Below are 17,880 nucleotides of genomic sequence, written 5' to 3' on the forward strand. Positions count from 1 at the left end.
GTTGTTCTGCGGTGTGGAAAAAATCAGCCGCCGACGGCGTCAGCAAGCCTTGCTCCGGGAACCGGACCCTCGACCGCCAGCGCGCGGTGTCCTTCAGCGCGCAGGGCACTTTCCAGGATCGACGCCGCGGCGGCGTCTTCGGCAAGGAAGGCCACTGTGGGACCGGAACCGGACACCATGCCGGCGAGGGCGCCGAGCCGCTCTCCGGTTTGCAGCAGTCCGCCGAGCTCCGGGGCCAGGCGAAGCGCCGCTGCCTGCAGGTCATTAGAAATAACGGCTGCGAGGTCCCGGGCATTCCCGGAACGCATAGCGGTCAGGATCTTCGCATCCACCTCTTCCGGTTCCGCGGTCTGCAGCTGCTGCTCCCCGCGGAGCTCATCAAGCGCGCCATACACGGCCGGGGTGGAGAGGCCGGCGTCGGATGCAACCAGAACCCAGTGCAGCGGAGTTTTGGAAATGGCCGGGCTGAGCCGGTCCCCCACGCCCAGCCCGACGGCGATGCCGCCGAGCAGCGAAAAGGGAACATCCGCGCCGAGGCCGGAGGCGATGCCGGCCAGCTCCTCACGGGACAGGCGGGTGTTCCACAGCGCGTCGCAGGCAACCAGCGCCGCCGCGGCGTCGGCCGATCCTCCGCCCATGCCTCCGGCCACCGGAACACGTTTGGTGATGTGCAGATGCACTCCCGTGGGACTCTCGGCGTAGGGTGCGAGCGCTGCAGCTGCGCGCGCGGCCAGGTTGTCCGGGCCCAGGGGAATTTCGCCAACGGGGACCTGCAAAGCGCCGTCACTGTCCACCGTGACGGTGACGCCCGGTCCGTCCGTGACGGTGGCCCGGATCTCCTCGAACAGTGACACGGCCAGGTAGACGCTGGCGACACCGTGGTAGCCGTCCGGGCGGAGCGGCCCCACCCGCAGGGACACATTGATCTTTCCCGGGGCGCGGACCAGCACGGAAGCCGGTGCCGCGGCCGGAACCTGTACGGGGGGAGAGTTCACTGCGCTCATACCTTCCAACTTAGAGGAAGGGCCACCCTCGCCGTTAATGCGGGGAGCTGGAACTAGAGGGATGCCGCGCCGTCAGTGCCGCCGCCGGCTGCGGGTGCGGCATCCTTGGCTTCAGCGATCCGGGCAAAGGCGTGGATGTCGATGACTTCACCCCGGGCCTTCGGATCCACCCCGGCCGCCACCAGCGCGTTTTCGGCCTGCGCGGGGCTGCCGGCCCAGCCTGACAGCGCTGCGCGCAGCGTCTTGCGGCGCTGGGCGAAGGCCGCGTCGATCACGGCGAAAACCTCTTCACGGGTGGCCGTGGTCTGCAGCGGTTCGTGACGGGTGAATCCAACCAGCCCGGAAGCGATCTTGGGGGCCGGCCAGAAGACGTTCATGCCGATCACGCCGGCTTTGCGCATGGTGGTGTACCAGGCTGCCTTGACCGAGGGCACTCCGTAGACCTTGGACCCGGGAACCGCGGCCAGGCGGTCCGCCACCTCGTCCTGGACCATGACCAGTCCGTGCTGCAGGGAGGGGAACCGTTCCAGCAGGTGCAGCACCACGGGCACTGCCACGTTGTACGGCAGGTTGGCCACCAGCGCTGTCGGCTCGACCGGCAGTTCGGTGATCCGCATCGCGTCGCCCAGAACCACATGGAGCTGGTCTGCTTTCTCCGGCCGCCAGGACTGGACGGTCGCGGGCAGGCGTTCGGCGAGTACCGGGTCGATTTCGACGGCGACAACCGAGCGGGCGGCGTCCAGCAGTCCCAGGGTGAGTGAACCCAGGCCGGGGCCCACCTCCAACACCGTTTCCTCGGGGCCAACGCCGGCGGCAGCCACGATCCGGCGGATGGTGTTGCCGTCAATGACGAAGTTCTGCCCGAGAGTCTTGGTTGGCCGCACTCCCAGCTCGTCAGCCAGGGCGCGGATATCAGTGGCACCCAGCAGCGGTTTTACCGGAGGACGGGAGGAGGAAACGGATTCAGTCACTGAGTAATACTAGCCGAGCGCACCACCACGGTTCCGGGCGGGAGCGCGTGCGCCGGCGGTTACTCCGGCGGGCAGGACCGGCTCCGTCAGTCCGGCCAGTTTCCGACCGCCGTCGATGTCCGTGCCGGGCGCGGGATCCTCTTCATCGTGTTTCCTTCCGGAATGGGCATGCACTCTGCCGCCCCCGGAAGCCGCTCGGTAGCATTTTGCGCGGAGGCACATTCCAAGTGTCCCGCGGCCCGAGATCGGCGGAAATGACAATGGGCAAAACCTTCGGAAAACGGCTGCAAACCGTGCGCATGGACCGGCGGCTGACCCAGGCGGAGCTTGGTGGTGACATGTTCCGGCCCCGGGATATTTCCCAGCTGGAAAAGGGACGCCGGGAGCCGGTGGGCGGGGCGGTCCGGCTGCTGGCGGAACGGCTGACCGCCGTGCAGGGTTTCCCGCAGCCACGCCCCGGGGAGGACAGCCGGACCTTTCTGGAGTTTTCGGCCGCGCAGGCCTGGGATGAGCGGAATTACCCGGCGGCGCGCGGATACTCCCAGCAGGCTGCGGACACGGCCTTGGCCGAGGGAGACCCGATGGGCTGGTGGGAGCTGACGTTCCTCGCGGCCGCCTGCCTGCGCAGGGTGCACCGGTATCCGGAGTGCATGGCCGAGGCGGAAATGCTGGCGCTGCATCCGCTGGCCGCCGAAGGACAGCCTTTGCGCCCGCAGGCGGAGACCCTGCTGGCCACGGCGTGCCAGGGATCGGGGCGGCTTCCGGAAGCGGTGGGCCACGCCCGGCGGGCCCTGGAACTGGGTCTGTCCGCACGGATTGGCGCCGGTCAGCTAATTGAAGTGTATGAGGCGTTGATTGCGGCTCTTTCGGAGAGCGGCCTCCAGGATGAGGCCTGGGGACATTGCCAAACCCTCCTGCTCCCCCTGCTGGAGGCCACTTCAGACCGCCAGACCAGCGGCAAGGGGTATTGGGCCGTGGGTAACGTCGCCTTCCGCCGGGGGGACCTGGCCGCCGGGGTCCGCCATCACACCAAGGCCGGTTCGTTGCTGACGCCCGATGCGGACCTGGAGGTATGGGCTGCCTTTAACCGTGCCTCGGCTGCGATGCGGCTGGCCGAAGGACTTCATGACAACGCAACCAGGGAGTGCATGGTGCATGCCGAAACCGCGCTTTCGGTGGTGGGCGGCACCGAGGATGAGGCACTGACCAATCAGCACAGCCGCGGCCGGTGGCTGCAGCTGAGCGGCAACCATGCTTCGGCCGCCCGTGTGCTCGGTGATGTGTACGGGCACCGGGACTCGCTCTCCTTGCAGGATGCCGGCGAAGTGGCCCTGCATCTGGCGATCAGCGTAGCGGCACTGGGGAGGTCCCGGGAGGCTGTGGACCTGTTGGACAAGAGCGCGGCCGCTTTCTGGGCCGCGGGAGCAGTGGACCGTGCCGGTCATGCCGGCCGGCTGGCGGCGGAGGCACGGACCGGACATGCGGTGGGCTTAACGAACCGGACCGGGGCCTGATGACAGGTCCCGGTCCGGTATCCCAGCTGCTGAGCGTGGGGGCTGGCTTAGAGCAGGCCCAGCTTGGCGGCGCATGCCGGCCAGTGGCCCCATCCGCCGTTGGCGCGCAGTTTCTCGGCGACGGCAATCTGCTGTTCGGGGGTTGCTTCCGCGGCGATCGGCGCATACTGGCCGCCTCCTGCGCCGAGCCAGCTCGAAACGCTGAACTGCAGTCCGCCGGAATACCCGTTGCCGGTGTTGATGTGCCAGTTTCCATTGGACTCGCACTGCGCCAGCGCGGCCCAGTTTCCTCCGGAGGGTGCGGCTCCGCCGGGCGCAGCCGGTGCGGGAGCGGCAGGCTTTTTCTTGGTGCCCACGGCAATCTTTTCCTCAACCGGCGGCAGGGCCACGGTTTCGCTGACCAGGGTCCGGCTGGCTTCCACGCCGTCAACCAGGACGGTGCTGAAAACGCGGACAATCTCGCCGGGGGTTCCCTTGGCGGTGACCTTTTTCTCGCCCTCCAGCAGGTTGGGGTCCGGTACTTCGGTGGATTCGTACGGCACCGGCTCCGTGACGGTCTCCGGCTCTCCGGGCTGCACGCGGGTGACCTTCAGGGCCATGCCGTCCACCAGGGCCGTGCTTGCGGGGACAGTCAGCCGGTCGGTTGCTGCGAGGGTGATTCCCGCTTCATCCAGCAGTTCGGCAACGGTTCCCGCCGTCGTTGGGCGGTCATAGGACGTGCCGTCCAGGACCATGGTGACTGTCTTGGGGGTTGAAATCGAGAGCCGGTCATCGAGCCCGGTCAGGGCGGTGTCCAAGGAAGCCGAGACGGCGGAGTTGGATGCGACGCGGAGCTCGGACACGAGATCGGCCACGGTTTGGCCGGTGGTGCTGACCGTGTGGCCTTCGCCGTCCAGCGTCAGGTCCACGGTTTTTGCCTTGAAGACCTCGATGGCGGTTCCGTCGGTGACCTCCTCGCCGAGAGCCGGGCTCACGCGGTCTGCAGCGGTGACCTGCACATCGGCCTTTTGGAGGACCTCGGCGACAGTGCCTCCAAAGGTCATCACGTCGGTGCTTTGACCGTCAACGGTCAGGGAAACGGATTTGTTGGTGCCGATAAAGGCCACCAGCCCCAGGATGAGGGCAACCATTACGACAGCCTGCCCGGTGAGTTTTACCCCACGCCTCACGAATGCATGTGCCACGAAATTCCAACCGTTAAGAGCGTCCGGGCACGGGGATAAGGGGCGCGCGGCAACCGTTCTCCCCGGATCGCACGGGGCGGAGCTCTGCACAGGCGTGGAACCTCGACCGGAACCGGGCACAGGGGCATCGCCGCTTCTCAAAGGAAATGAGCGCGCAACTGTTCACAGGACGGTGTGTGGTTCAGTATTAGTTCCGGTGCCTTCCCCGACCCCGGCTAATAGGTCCCTACCGTAACCGAACCGTGATGTGAGGGCAACCCGAGGTTTTTGAGGCTTATGTGACCCACGTTACTGGCGTGGTTTGCCTCACGGGCGGGCCACGTACTGCGGGACCAGGCCTAAACGGCGGTTCCGCCGTCCCAGGAGCCGTAAACCCGCACCGTGTTCTCCACCAGGGTGGACCCCAGTTCAGAAAGGTCAACCCCCAGCTGGGCGGCCATGAACCGGACCGTGAACGGCACCATGTAGCTGGCGTTCGGGCGGCCGCGGTACGGGTGCGGGGTCAGGAAGGGAGAGTCTGTCTCCACCAGCAGGAGCTGACGGTCAGCCACCGCCAGCGCCTCGCGGAGGTTCCCCGCGTTCTTGAAGGTGAGGGTGCCGGCGAAGGACATGTTCCAGCCGTTCTCATTACAGGTCCGGGCCAGGTCCCGGTCACCGGAGAAGCAGTGGAAGACGACGTTCTGGGGTGCCCCCTCCTCAAGCAGGACCCGCACGACGTCGTCGTGGGCATCCCGGTCGTGGATCTGCAGGGCCAGGCCCAGCCGCTTGGCAATGTCGATGTGCCGGCGGAAGGAGTACTGCTGGCGCTCGACGCCGTCGGAGCCGGTGCGGAAATAGTCCAGGCCCGTTTCGCCGATGCCGCGCACCCGGGGATGCCGTGCCAGTGTTTCGATTTCTTCCAGTGCGGCGTCGAGGGAGCCCTCCGCGGCGAGGAGGGGAGCATCATTGGGATGAATTGCCACTGCACCGAGCAGCCGCGGCTCCCCGTCCAGAACCGAGACCGTGAAGCGGGAGGATTCCAGGTCCGTTCCCACCTGCACGGCCCCGCGGACGCCAGCCGCCGCGGCGGCGTCCATGGCCGCCCGAACCCCTGCGGTGCCGGCCTCGCCGGGCGCGAAATCCAAGTGGGTGTGGTTATCGATGACCGGAACCGGAAGCGGTTCCGGCGCGGGAGGATACGGTTTCCCCGAGCCGGATGCGAAGTCCAGATAGGCGGCGGGGATTTCGCCCGGAACATAACCACTGTCATTACACATGTCCTTAACCCTAAGGGAGCTTGTAACGTGTACTGACATAGGGCCGCCGCCAAACCGGCGGATCCTTTTCAGCGTCGCTAGCGGCTCCCGTTCTCGGGTTCCCTGCGATTCCCCCGGCTTGGAAGGTATCCATGGACGCTCGAAATCCAGCAGCCACCGCACCCTATTCCGGGGGCATCCCCGCAGCGGCGGCATCCGGGGAACCGGCAGCCTGGAACCGCAGGGCCGAAACCCCGCAGGATGCCGAAGCGTTCCACCAAGCAGCCTCCGGTATCCTCGCATCCATCAATACCGTTATTGACGGCAAGGAAGAAGCAGCGTCCCTGGTGCTGACCGTCCTGCTTGCACAGGGCCATGTGCTCCTGGAAGACGTTCCCGGCGTCGGCAAGACGCTCCTGGCCAAGACGCTCGCCCGCACCATCGACTGCTCCGTGACCCGGATCCAGTTCACGCCGGACCTGCTTCCGTCCGATGTCACCGGGGTGTCGATCTACAACCAGGATTCCCACCGGTTCGAATTCCGGCAGGGACCGATCTTCGCGAACATTGTGATCGGCGACGAAATTAACCGTGCCTCCGCCAAAACGCAGTCCGCCCTGCTGGAGTGCATGGAGGAACGCCAGGTCACAGTGGACGGCGGCACCTACCGGCTGGCCGAACCGTTCATGGTGGTGGCCACCCAGAATCCCATCGAGATGGAGGGCACCTATCCCCTCCCCGAGGCACAGCGCGACCGCTTTATGGCGCGCATTTCCATGGGCTACCCGGATACGCGGTCGGAAATCGAGATGCTGGAATCCCATCAGTCAACGTCGCCGCTGGATAAGGTTGCCGCCGTCGTCGACGTCGGTGAGGTTGCCGCCATGACGGCCCGGGTGCGGGATATCTTCGTTTCCAATGCCGTGAAGGAATACACAGTGGCCATTGGCCGGGCGACCCGCGAACACGCCCACCTGAGGCTCGGCGCCAGTCCCCGGGCGCTGCTGCAGCTGCTGCGCGCGGCCAAGGCCCACGCGGCGCTGGCGGGACGGGACTTCGTTCTGCCGGATGACATATCGCACCTGACCGACGCGGTCCTGGCGCACCGGATTATCCTGGACCGCAAGGCGGCCAGCTCCGGCGAGACGCCAAGCGGCCTGCTGGCGCATCTGCTGTCCCGCGTTCCTGTACCCCGCAGCCCTGCCGGTGAGCGCATGCGGCGGTAAACTACGGCAAAACACGCCGGGACTTCCGTAAGTGACGTACGCACCACCATCTGTGGGAAGGCTTCATGGAATCAGCAACACGGCTCCTCACACCCCGCGGCTGGGGCCTGATGCTGGCTGGCCTGGCTGCGCTGCTCATGGCACAGGTCATGGGCCGCCGTGATGTCCTTGTCCTCTCGGTGTTCCTGCTCGCGCTGCCGCTGTTGTCAGCCCTGGCGCTGCGGCTGCTCAAGCCGGTGTTCGACGTCGAACGCACCTTCAGTTCGGCGACGGTGGAAACGGGGATTCCAGTGACTGTGGTGCTGTCCCTGCGCACGCCCCGTCCAGTCCGGGAGAGCGCCACCATGCGGGAAGGGCTGCCCCTGCGGTTTGGGGAAAGCCCGGTGTTCCGGTTTCCCGCGCGGTTCACCGCACCGGACGGCGCGAGCACCTATGAATATCAACTTCGCTCCACCCGCCGCGGCCTCTTTCCCATTGGCCCCGTAACGGCGGAATTCCAGGACCTTTTTGGGCTTTCCAGGCGGCGGCACACCCTGGGCGCCGCTGATTCCCTCGTCGTGTCCCCGGCGCCGCGAGCCCTGCCCCGCACCCTGCTGGGTGGTCCGCGCGGCACTGAGGGATCCGTAGCGAGCCCCCTCCGCGGCAACCCCAGCGAGGATGACGTCACCACCCGGGAATACCGTTCCGGGGATCCGATGCGGCGGGTCCACTGGGCAGCCACCGCACGGCACGGAGAACTGATGGTCCGGCAGGAAGAGCCCGTGACCTCCCCCGGCGCCACTCTGCTGATTGATGCGCGGGAGGGATCCTACGCCGGCGGCATCGCGTCCACGCTGTGGATGGAACCGGCCGGCGGCAATGGGCTGTCCACCTCGGAATCCTTCGAATGGGCGGTCACGGCCGCTGTTTCCACAGCTGCCCATCTGGTGGAGAACGGATATTCGCTGCATCTCCTGGACGCCTTTGCCCGCCCCGGCCTCGCCCGGTCCCCTTCCGCACCCGACCCACGGCAACGCGATTTCACCGGCCTCGCCGGGCTGCAGGATATCGCCGACGGGCTGGCTGCGCTGGGACTGGAATCCCGCTCCCCGGAACGGCCCCGCAGTCCCGAGGACGGCGCAGGGACCGGCAGCGGGGATTCGGGCCGGTGGCGGCCGCGCCGCCGGGACCCGGGGAACGCAGTGCGGGAGGACCGGGCACCGGCGCGGCGAACGGCGGACAGCAATCCGCCGTCGGGCATCGGCCGGGGAGCCTTTGCGGATGCGCTGCTGGACTCCCTTGCCCAGCGCCGCCGAGGACCCCTGGTGGCGGTGCTGGGACGGCTGTCCGCCGAGGACGCACACCGGCTTGCACCGGCTGCCGACTACGCATCGCGTGCCTTTGCCGTCCTGGTTGTGGACCGGCTGCCGGAAGCCGCCCCGGCGCTGGCCGTCCTTCGAGCCGGCGGCTGGGACGTCTGCGCGGCAACTCCCGAGTCCGACCTGACGCGCGTCTGGGCCTCGTTCGGAGCCCCCGCCGTCCTGCCTGTTCCTGCATCCAACGCCCGCGAGGACCGCCCATGACCGCCACACTGACCCGGCCCTCCGCCGAAGGGCAAGCCGAGGTGCCGCAGACGTCCCGGTTCAGGCCTCCGTGGGACTGGGCATCCGCGGGCGCCAGCGCCGTTGCCGTCCTGTTGTGCAGCATCAGCCTGCACGGTGTCTTTGACGGCTGGTCCTGGTTTCCTCCGCTGGTGCTCACAGTTGCGGCAGTGGTGTCAGCCATGGCGGCAGCCCGCCGGTTCCGGGCCCCCACCGCATTGGTTCCCGCCGTCGGCCTGGCAGCTCTTGCGATAGCCCTGACCTGGTTGTTTGCCGCTTCAACGGCCCTGCTGGGCCTGCTGCCCACCGGAGCAACCCTGGAGCGCAGCGGCCGGCTGGTCAACGAGGCGCAGGCCACCATCATGAACCAGGTCCCTCCGGTGCTTGCCGACCCGGGCATCGTTTTTATCGCCTGCCTGGGGACCGGACTGATTGCCCTGCTGGTTGATACGCTCGCCACCACGCTGCGGATGCCGGCGGCGAGCGGGCTCGGGTTGCTGGCCCTGCTGACGGTCCCGGCGGTGTTGAAGCCCAACAGCATTGGGGTTCTTGCCTTTATCCTGGCGAGCTCCGGCTACCTGCTGATCCTGGCCACCGGCTCCTGGCAGGACCGTCCCCGCAGCGCTTCGGCTGCCAGCCGCCCGCCCGGCCGGCAGGCAGCGATCGCCGCGGGGATCGGAGTGGCCGCACTTGTCCTGGCGCTGAGTCTGCCGGCGGCCCTCCCCGGTTTCAACCAGGGCACGTTTCCGCAGGGATCACGGCTGAACATCTGGACCGGCCAGTCGGGCCTTAATCCGGTGGTCGCGCTGGGGAACGACCTGCGCCAGCCCTCGGCGTCGGGCCGTATCCGCTACGCGACGGACTCCGGACAGGCCGTTTACCTGCGCTCCACCACGCTGGAGGATTTCTCCGGCCAACGGTGGGCGCCCGATCTGCGGCCGGAAAGCCGCCGTGCCGGCCTGCAGGACATGGTCCCCGCGGAAGCTGCCGGGCCCGCGGAAAACTCAACCACTGTCACCACCCGCGTCCGGTCCGAAACCTACAGCAGTCCGTGGCTGCTGGCTCCCTATGCTCCCCAGCAGGTGAGCGGCGCCACCGGCCGGTTCAGCTGGGACCCGAAAACCATGACCGTCATTTCCGAGGAGAACAAGGGAGTGTCAAGACTGGACTACGAGGTGCAAAGCGCTTCGCCGGACATCTCGGCTGACTCCCTGCGGGGCCTGGAACCGGTGCCGGAAGGCACTGTTGATCCGATCTTTACCGAGCTCCCGGAAGACCTGCCCGAGAGCATCCGGGAGGCCACGCGCGAAGCCACAACCAGGGCCAACGGCCCGTATGAACAGGCAATGGCCATCCAGGACTACCTGCGCGGGCAGGATTTCAGCTATTCACTGGATGCGCCGGTGGAGGGCGGGTATGACGGTAACGGCATGGACGTCCTGGACCGTTTCCTGGAGGAAAAATCCGGCTACTGCGTGCACTACGCCGCCGCAATGGCCGTGATGGCCCGGGAAGCGGGCATCCCCAGCCGGATGGCCCTTGGCTTCGCGCCGGGACGGTCCACCGGAAGCACCCTGCTGAATATGCGGGGCGAGGAATTGCGGGAGTACGAGGTGGATTCGCGTGACGCGCATGCGTGGCCGGAACTCTACTTCGAAGGCACGGGCTGGGTTCGCTTTGAGCCGACCCCGTCGCGGGGATCCGTTCCCTCCTACGCATTGCAGCCCCGTCCCACGCTTCAGGAAGGCGCCGGCCCTGATGACGATCTGAGTGTGGACCGCCCGCTGCCGGAAACTGTTCCCCAGCCCGCGCTGACTCCCCCGCCGTCCTCGAGCGCTGCTCCGGTGGCGGCTGCTGAAACAGGCGCCGGAAAAGCGGCAGCTGCGGGGCTGGCCGTCCTGACCGCTGTTGCAGCCCTGTTGAGCCCCTGGGCACTGCGCCGTCGCAGGCGGACCCTCCGCCGGCGCGGACTGGCCGGTGGCAGGCGTACCGGCGGCCCGGCTGAGTTGTTCCGCGCCAGGTCGGCCGGGCCACGATCGGGTCAGGCCTCGGGACCGGCGTCGCTGGCGTGGGATGAAGCCGCTGACACCGGCCTGGACTTTGGCCACGTGCCGGAGAAGTCCGAATCCCCCCGCGCGTATGCCCTGCGCCTTGAACGCGATGCAATGCTGGCGGACGGTCCGGCCCTGGCGCTGCAACGGCTTCGCGAAGCGTACGAGCAGGAAGTGTATGCGGCGCCGGGGGTTCTCACTTCGCCGGCAGCGGCGGCGGCTTCGGCAGGGTCCGCTTCGGCAGCGTCCGCTTCGGCCGGTGCAGCGGACCCTGCCCGGGCCGAGCGGCTGTGGGCGGATGTGAAGTCGGTCCAGGACGGATTGTCGGCATCCGCTTCATGGGCCGTCCGGATCCGGGCACGGTATTTCCCGGCATCGCTGGCGTCCCGGTTTCACCTGTAACGTGCAGTGCGGCCGACCGGCCCTGCCTCCCGCTCAGGGGACGCAGGGCCGGTGGCTCCGGCCTAAGCGGCCGAAGGGTCGGCGATGCCGATGTACTGCGTGTAGAGGTACTCCTCGATGCCCTCGGCTCCGCCTTCCCGGCCCAGGCCGGACTGCTTGACCCCGCCGAACGGTGCGGCGGCGTTGGAGACCACTCCCGCGTTCAAGCCGAGCATGCCGGTCTCCAGCCTTTCACCGATCCGCAGGCCGCGGTTCAGGTCCTCCGTGAAGACGTAGGCGACCAGGCCGTACTCGGTGTCATTGGCCAGGGCCACGGCTTCGTCCTCGGTGGCGAAGGTGACGATCGGCGCCACGGGGCCGAAGATTTCCTCCTGCAGGATCCGTGCACCGGGCGCTACGTTCTTCAGCACCGTCGGCTGGTAGAAATACCCGGGGCCATCCACGGCGGCACCTCCCACGACGGCCTCCGCGCCGCCGTCGACCGCTTCGGACACCAGTGAGTGGACCTTATCGCGGCTCTTGGCGTCAATCAGCGGACCGATCTTGGACTCGTCCTCGGTTCCGCGCGCCGTCGTCATGGCGCCCACCTTCGCGGCGAACTTTTCCGCGAACTCATCCGCGATGGACTCGTGCACGATGAACCGGTTCGCGGCCGTGCAGGCCTCGCCCATGTTCCGCAGCTTGGCGGTCATTGCTCCGGCCACCGCCTTGTCCATGTCGGCGTCTTCGAAGACAACGAAGGGGGCGTTGCCGCCAAGCTCCATCGAGGTGCGGAGCACCCGGTCCGCGGCATCGCGGATCAGGCCCTGGCCAACCGGGGTTGATCCGGTGAAGGACACCTTGCGCAGACGCTCATCCTTCAGGATCGGTCCGGTGACATCGCCGGCCGATGTGGTCGAAACAACGTTGAGGACCCCTGCCGGCAATCCGGCCTCGATCATCACAGCGGCAAACAACTGGGATGTGAGCGGAGTGAGCTTGGCGGGCTTGAGCACCATGGTGCAGCCTGCGGCCACGGCGGGGGCAATCTTGCGCGTGGCCATGGCCAGCGGGAAGTTCCACGGAGTGATCAGCAGGCACGGACCCACCGGCTTCTTGTTCACCATCAGCCGGGATTTGCCGTCCGGGGACATGCCGTAGCGGCCGGAGATCCGGACGGCTTCCTCCGAGAACCAGCGCAGGAACTCGGCACCGTAGGTGACCTCGCCCCGGGCTTCAGCCAGCGGCTTGCCCATTTCCAAGGTCATCAGCAGGGCGAAGTCCTCGGCCCGCTCGGTGACCAGTTCAAAGGCCCGGCGCAGGATTTCTCCCCGTTCCCGCGGTGCCGTCTTGGCCCAGGATTCCTGGGCGGCCGCAGCGGCATCCATCGCCAGTGCACCGTCTTCGGTGCTGGCATCTGCAATGCTCAGCAGCACCTTGCCGGTGGCCGGGTCCTCGACGTCGAACGTCTTGCCGCCGGCGGCGTCCCGCCACTCACCGTTGATCAAAAGTCCGGTGGGGACCTGTGCCAGCAGTGCGGCTTCTCGGTCAGCAGTAATACCCATGGGGATTCCTCCAAATTCGACGGTGGTTGCCCGGGCGCGTTTGCCCGTCATCTGGACTCACCGTATGCGCGTGCCGTTCCGGCTGTAAAGACAGGAGTGCACCACGCGGGGAGGGTCCGGCTGTGCACTTGGCCAACCACAGCTGCGGCTAGGCACCATGGACAAATGCGTAGCCGGTTGTCGGCGAGTCGAGGCCCGGACAACGGGTGACGCGGATCCGAGTGCCGGCATTCTCTCGCGCAGATACGGGGCCTTCCGGCATTCTCTCGTGCAGATACGGGGCCCTCCGGCATTCTCTCGTGCAGATACGGGGCCTTCCGGCATTCTCTCGTGCAGGTAACGGGCCCAAACCAGCGATTTCGGCCCTTTTGAGCCCATCATCTGCACGAAGGATCTACTCAAAGCCCCGGATCTGCACAAAGGATCGGTTCAAAGCCACATATCGGTACGATAGACGCGGCAAAGCAGCTCACCACGGCTCAAGCCGAGAACCGAACCCCCCATGCGGTCTCCGAGTTTCCGTCGGCCCCATCGGCACAGACCATCCCGCGGGAGCCCGCAGATAAACGCTCATGTTCCGGAAGAACCCTCGTGTACGCCTAAACAACCCCGCGAAAGCCGCTTGTCTGCGGCAACCGGATCGCGAGGGGTCAGCCGCGGGCAGCCAGCACTGCCGAATAGAGTTCGCGCTTGCTGATGCGGGCGTCCTCAGCCACCGTGGCAACAGCGTCCTTCAGCCGCGAGCCCTGGCTGATCAGGCCGTTGACGGCAGCTACGTGGTCCTCGGGCAGTTCGGGAGCCGCCTCACCGGCACCGGCGACGACGACGGCGATCTCCCCGCGGATCTCGGACGTCTCGGCCCATTCGAGCAGTTCCCGCAGCGGGCCCCGCAGGACCTGCTCGTGCAGCTTGGTCAATTCACGGGCGACGGCGGCGCGGCGGTCTCCGCCGAAAGCCGCGTCCAGTGCGCGAAGCATCGGCTCCAGCCGGTGCGGTGCCTCAAAGAACACCATGGTGCGCTGCTCGGCGGCCAGGTCCGCGAGCCGGGCACTGCGTTCGCCGGCCTTCCGGGGCAGGAAACCCTCAAAGCAGAACCGGTCGGTGGGGAGCCCGGACAGCGCCAGCGCGGTCAGGACCGCTGACGGCCCCGGTGCCGCGGTGACGGTCAGGCCTTCCTTCGCCGCTGCCTCCACCAGGCGGAAGCCGGGGTCGGACACGGCGGGCATGCCGGCGTCGGTCACCATCAGCAGGGTTGCGCCGCCGCGCACCATCTCCAGCAGGTCCGCGGTGCGGGTGGCCTCGTTATGTTCGTGATAGCTGATGATCCGCCCGGTGGTGCTGATCTTCAGGGCGGAGACGAGCCGGTGCAGCCGCCGGGTGTCTTCGGCCGCGATGACGTCGGCCGTTTCCAGCAGGCCGATCAACCGGTTGGTGGCATCGCCCATGTTGCCGATGGGGGTGGCGGCAAGCACGATCTGCCCCGTCTTGGCGCCACCGGCTGTGCCATGCGCCGCCGCGCCGGCCGCGGTGCCGGCGCCGGCGTCAGTTCCGCCGTCGTTCTGCGTGTTCTTGGTGGTGCCGGGCCCGGTGCTCTTCTTGCTGGAATTCACCATCTAACCCTACGCGAGTTGGGGCGGCGCAACGCCCGGCGGCGGCTATAGAGTGGAGCGCGTGAGCCTGACCGTGAGAGAGACCCCGGCCCCCGGCCCGGTGCCGCTGGTTTCCGATCCCGTCGAGGCTTACCGCTTCGGCGCGCTGAGGAACCGGCTGCTGGGCTGGGCGCCGGGCACCACCTTTTCCCTGGGACTCTGGGGCTGGCTCCTGCCGCTGATGGCCGCCGTCGTTGGCGCCGTCCTGCGGTTTGTCCGCCTGGGCGAACCACGGTCGCTGGTGTTTGACGAGACCTACTACGTCAAGGACGCCTACTCCTACCTCATCTCCGGCTATGAACGCGAGTGGCCGGAGGACGCCAACACCTCCTTCAACGCCGGCGTGCCGGACATCCTGCTTGCCAGCCCGGAATACGTGGTGCATCCGCCGGTGGGAAAGTGGATGATCGCCGCAGGCATGGGGCTGTTTGGCGCTGAAGACAGCTTTGGCTGGCGGTTCGGCGCCGCACTCACCGGAACGCTGACCGTCCTGCTCGTGGGCCTCATCGCTGTCCGGCTTTTCCGCTCACCGCTGCTGGGCGGCATCGCCGGGCTGCTCCTGGCCGTGGACGGACATCACCTGGTGCATTCCCGCACGTCGCTGCTGGACGTTTTCCTGACGTTCTGGGTGGTGGCCGCGTTTGGTGCGCTGCTGCTGGACCGGGATGACGGACGACGCCGGCTGGCCCGGAAACTCTCCTCCTCCGCAGACGGCGGGCCCCCGGCTGCTGGCATGCTGCTGTACGGCCCCTGGCTGCTGTGGCGTCCCTGGCGGCTCGCCGCGGGCGTCTGCCTGGGCCTGGCCGTGGGAACTAAGTGGTCCGCTCTGGCCTTTGTCGCTGTGTTCGGCCTGATGACGGTGCTGTGGGACGTGGGTGCGCGCCGGGTGGCGGGCATCCGGGCGTGGCCCACCGCCGGCCTGCTCAAGGACGGAGTGCCGGCGTTCTTCACGATCATCCCCGCTGCGGCCCTGACCTACCTGGCATCCTGGACGGGGTGGCTGCGGTCCTCCGACGCGTACGGACGGAACTGGGCGCAGGACAACCCGACAGAGACCTGGGGCTGGCTCCCGGACTGGCTGCGCTCCCTGGCCGAGTATCACCGCAGCGCCTACACCTTCCACAACGGGCTCAGCTCGGAACACACCTATGAGTCCAGTGCCTGGAGCTGGCTCTTCATGGGCCGCCCGACGTCGTTCTTTTACGAATCGTCAACCTTCGGCGTGGACGGCTGCACCGCCGATTCATGCAGCACCGCCGTTTCCGTGGTGGGCAACCCGCTGATTTGGTGGGCTGCCGCACTATCCCTGCTGGTTCTCCTGTTCTGCTGGATTGGCCGCCGCGATTGGCGTGCCGGGGCGGTCCTTGCCGGCATCGCCGCCGGTTACCTCCCCTGGTTCGCATATCCGGAACGCACCACGTTCTTCTTCTACGCCGTGTCCTTCGAGCCGTTCCTGATCCTCTCCCTGACCTGGGTGCTGGGGCTGGTCCTGGGCCGGAAAACCGACCCGCTCCCCCGCCGCTGGGCCGGTGCCGCCGCCGTCGCGCTCTTCCTCCTGGCCGCTGTCCTGGTCAGCGCATTCTTCCTGCCGGTCTGGACGGCCGAAACTATCCCGTATTCTGACTGGCGGCTGCGTATGTGGATGCCCAGCTGGATTTAGTCTCAATACCCATGTGCGCAGGCACAGAAAGAGAGGCCAACGGTGCGCGAATCCGCCACTGACTTACTGGTCCATCTCGCCGCGGAGTCGAACATCACCGACATCCTGGTGGGACTGCATGCGAAGACCCCCAACCATCCCCTGTTCTCATTGAAGAGCGACGGCGGCTGGAAAAATGTGACAGCGGATGACTTCCTCACCGCTGTCAGCGAACTGGCCAAGGGCCTGATCGCCAGCGGCGTGCGTCCCGGCGACAGCGTGGCCGTGATGTCCAAGACCTCCTACGAGTGGACCCTGGTGGACCTGGCCGTGTGGTTTGCCGGCGCCGTCACCGTGCCCATCTACGAAACGTCCTCCCCGTCCCAGGTGGAGTGGATCCTTGAAGACTCCGGGGCCGCCCACGTGTTTGTCGAAGACACCCGCAAGGCCGCGGTTGTCTCGGCTGCCGCGGCGTCCGGCGATCTTGACGTTCAGCTGTGGCTGATGAACGGCGACGACGCCGAGGGTGCCTTCAGCGAACTGATTTCCGCCGGTTCCGCCGTCACTGATGACGAGTTGGAAGCCGCACGCACCACGGCCGGCCTCGAGTCCGTAGCCTCCATGGTCTACACCTCCGGCACCACCGGACGGCCCAAGGGCTGCGAAATCACGCACGGCAATTTTGCCCTGTTTGGCGTCAACATCGTGGAGTTCCTGCCGGAAATGCTCAAGGAGAAGGACGTCAGCACGCTGATGTTCCTGCCCCTGGCGCATGTGCTGGCCCGTGCGGTGCAGGTTGGCTGCCTGGCCGCGGGAGTGCGCGTTGGCCACTCCGGCAGCGCGGCGGACCTGATGGGCGATCTGAAGACGTTCCAGCCCACGTTCCTGCTCGCAGTCCCGCGGATCTTCGAGAAGATCTATGCCGGTGCGCAGCAGTCCGCTGAAGCGGCCGGCAAGGGCAAGCTGTTCGCTGCCGCCGCGGAGACCGCGGTTGCCTACTCCACCGCCGTCGACGCCGCCTCCCGCGGAGGCAGGGGCCCGTCCGTGGCGCTGAAGCTGCGGCACAAGCTCTTCGACAAGATGCTGTATCCGAAGGTCCGCAATGTGTTCGGCGGCAAGCTGACCTATGCCATCAGCGGCGCGTCAGCGCTGAGCCCGCAGCTCTCTCACTTTTTCCGCGGCGCCGGTGTGATGGTGCTGGAGGGTTACGGCCTGACCGAGACCACGGCCCCGGCCACCGTAAACACGGTGCCGCTGTCCCGGGGCGGATCGGTGGGCCTGGCGCTGCCCGGCACCGCCATCCGGATTGCCGACGACGGCGAGGTGCTGATCAGCGGCGCCGGCGTCTTCAAGGGCTATCACAACAACCCCGAGGCCAACGCTGCCGCCTTCACCGGCGAGTGGTTCCACTCCGGAGACATGGGTTCGCTGGACGACGACGGGTTCCTCTCGATCACAGGCCGCAAGAAGGACATCCTGGTAACGGCCGGCGGCAAGAACATCGCGCCCGGACCGCTGGAAGAGAAGATCCGCGAACACCGGCTGGTCTCCCAGGCAATCGTGGTGGGCGAGGGACGTCCGTTTGTGACGGCGCTGCTGACCCTCGATGACGAGACCCTCGCCGCTTGGGCACGGGAGAACGGCTCCGCAGTCACCGCGAAGACGGCCGCGGATGATCCCCAGGTCCGGGCTTCCCTGCAGGAAGCAGTGGACGCGGCTAACGCGTCGGTCTCCCAGGCTGAGCAGATCCGCAAATTCACGGTGCTGCCGCAGGACTTCTCGCTGGAGTCCGGCCACCTGACGGCCACGTTGAAGCTGCGCCGCAACGCGGTGATCGCCGACTACTCCGCCGAGGTGGAGAAGCTCTACGCGAAGTAATGC

At 67.3% G+C, this 17,880-nt stretch carries 12 protein-coding genes; 6 read left to right on the plus strand and 6 right to left on the minus strand.

Annotated features, from left to right (window positions below):
- Positions 1 to 23: 23 nt before the first annotated feature.
- Both AAE021_RS10720 and rsmA read right to left on the minus strand, forming a co-directional pair.
- Entirely contained in the window at positions 24 to 1,004 is a 981-nt protein-coding gene (locus tag AAE021_RS10720) for a 4-(cytidine 5'-diphospho)-2-C-methyl-D-erythritol kinase (RefSeq protein WP_342022320.1), read from the minus strand.
- Positions 1,005 to 1,057: 53 nt separating this feature from the next.
- The gene (gene rsmA / locus AAE021_RS10725) at positions 1,058 to 1,975 is read right to left on the minus strand and encodes a 16S rRNA (adenine(1518)-N(6)/adenine(1519)-N(6))-dimethyltransferase RsmA (RefSeq protein WP_342022321.1); all 918 of its coding nucleotides are present in this window, start codon (positions 1,973 to 1,975) and stop codon (positions 1,058 to 1,060) included.
- Positions 1,976 to 2,235: 260 nt separating this feature from the next.
- Between rsmA and AAE021_RS10730 the strand changes: the two genes are divergently transcribed.
- A complete protein-coding gene (locus tag AAE021_RS10730) occupies positions 2,236 to 3,489 on the plus strand; it encodes a helix-turn-helix transcriptional regulator (protein ID WP_342022322.1) in 1,254 nt (417 codons plus the stop codon).
- Between the two features lie 47 nt (positions 3,490 to 3,536).
- Here AAE021_RS10730 and AAE021_RS10735 read toward each other — a convergent pair whose 3' ends face one another.
- Positions 3,537 to 4,619: a transglycosylase family protein gene (locus AAE021_RS10735; RefSeq protein WP_342022324.1), complete on the minus strand. Its 1,083-nt coding sequence runs from the start codon at positions 4,617 to 4,619 to the stop codon at positions 3,537 to 3,539.
- 392 nt (positions 4,620 to 5,011) lie between these two features.
- Positions 5,012 to 5,929, minus strand: coding sequence for a TatD family hydrolase (locus AAE021_RS10740; RefSeq protein WP_342022325.1), 918 nt, complete (start codon positions 5,927 to 5,929; stop codon positions 5,012 to 5,014).
- 131 nt (positions 5,930 to 6,060) lie between these two features.
- Between AAE021_RS10740 and AAE021_RS10745 the strand changes: the two genes are divergently transcribed.
- The 3 genes from AAE021_RS10745 to AAE021_RS10755 all read left to right on the plus strand — a co-directional run bounded on the left by AAE021_RS10745 (position 6,061) and on the right by AAE021_RS10755 (position 11,167).
- Positions 6,061 to 7,134, plus strand: coding sequence for an AAA family ATPase (locus tag AAE021_RS10745; protein WP_342022326.1), 1,074 nt, complete (start codon positions 6,061 to 6,063; stop codon positions 7,132 to 7,134).
- A gap of 65 nt (positions 7,135 to 7,199) precedes the next feature.
- A complete protein-coding gene (locus AAE021_RS10750; RefSeq protein WP_342022327.1) occupies positions 7,200 to 8,696 on the plus strand; it encodes a DUF58 domain-containing protein in 1,497 nt (498 codons plus the stop codon).
- Positions 8,693 to 11,167, plus strand: coding sequence for a DUF3488 and transglutaminase-like domain-containing protein (locus AAE021_RS10755; protein ID WP_342022328.1), 2,475 nt, complete (start codon positions 8,693 to 8,695; stop codon positions 11,165 to 11,167). The genes AAE021_RS10750 and AAE021_RS10755 overlap by 4 nt, the downstream gene beginning before the upstream one ends.
- A gap of 62 nt (positions 11,168 to 11,229) precedes the next feature.
- On the opposite strand, the gene AAE021_RS10760 is transcribed toward AAE021_RS10755, so the two are convergent.
- Both AAE021_RS10760 and rsmI read right to left on the minus strand, forming a co-directional pair.
- Positions 11,230 to 12,711: an NAD-dependent succinate-semialdehyde dehydrogenase gene (locus tag AAE021_RS10760; RefSeq protein WP_342022330.1), complete on the minus strand. Its 1,482-nt coding sequence runs from the start codon at positions 12,709 to 12,711 to the stop codon at positions 11,230 to 11,232.
- Positions 12,712 to 13,361: 650 nt separating this feature from the next.
- Positions 13,362 to 14,156: a 16S rRNA (cytidine(1402)-2'-O)-methyltransferase gene (gene rsmI, locus AAE021_RS10765; RefSeq protein WP_342025384.1), complete on the minus strand. Its 795-nt coding sequence runs from the start codon at positions 14,154 to 14,156 to the stop codon at positions 13,362 to 13,364.
- A gap of 226 nt (positions 14,157 to 14,382) precedes the next feature.
- On the opposite strand from rsmI, the gene AAE021_RS10770 reads away from it, so the two are divergent.
- The gene (locus AAE021_RS10770) at positions 14,383 to 16,020 is read left to right on the plus strand and encodes a dolichyl-phosphate-mannose--protein mannosyltransferase (RefSeq protein ID WP_342022331.1); all 1,638 of its coding nucleotides are present in this window, start codon (positions 14,383 to 14,385) and stop codon (positions 16,018 to 16,020) included.
- Between the two features lie 42 nt (positions 16,021 to 16,062).
- On the plus strand, positions 16,063 to 17,877 hold the full coding sequence (locus AAE021_RS10775; RefSeq protein WP_342022332.1) for an AMP-dependent synthetase/ligase: 1,815 nt from the start codon (positions 16,063 to 16,065) through the stop codon (positions 17,875 to 17,877).
- Positions 17,878 to 17,880 lie beyond the last annotated feature (3 nt).

Origin of the sequence: Arthrobacter citreus (genome assembly GCF_038405225.1) — a bacterium.
GTDB classification, from domain to species: domain Bacteria; phylum Actinomycetota; class Actinomycetes; order Actinomycetales; family Micrococcaceae; genus Arthrobacter_B; species Arthrobacter_B citreus_A.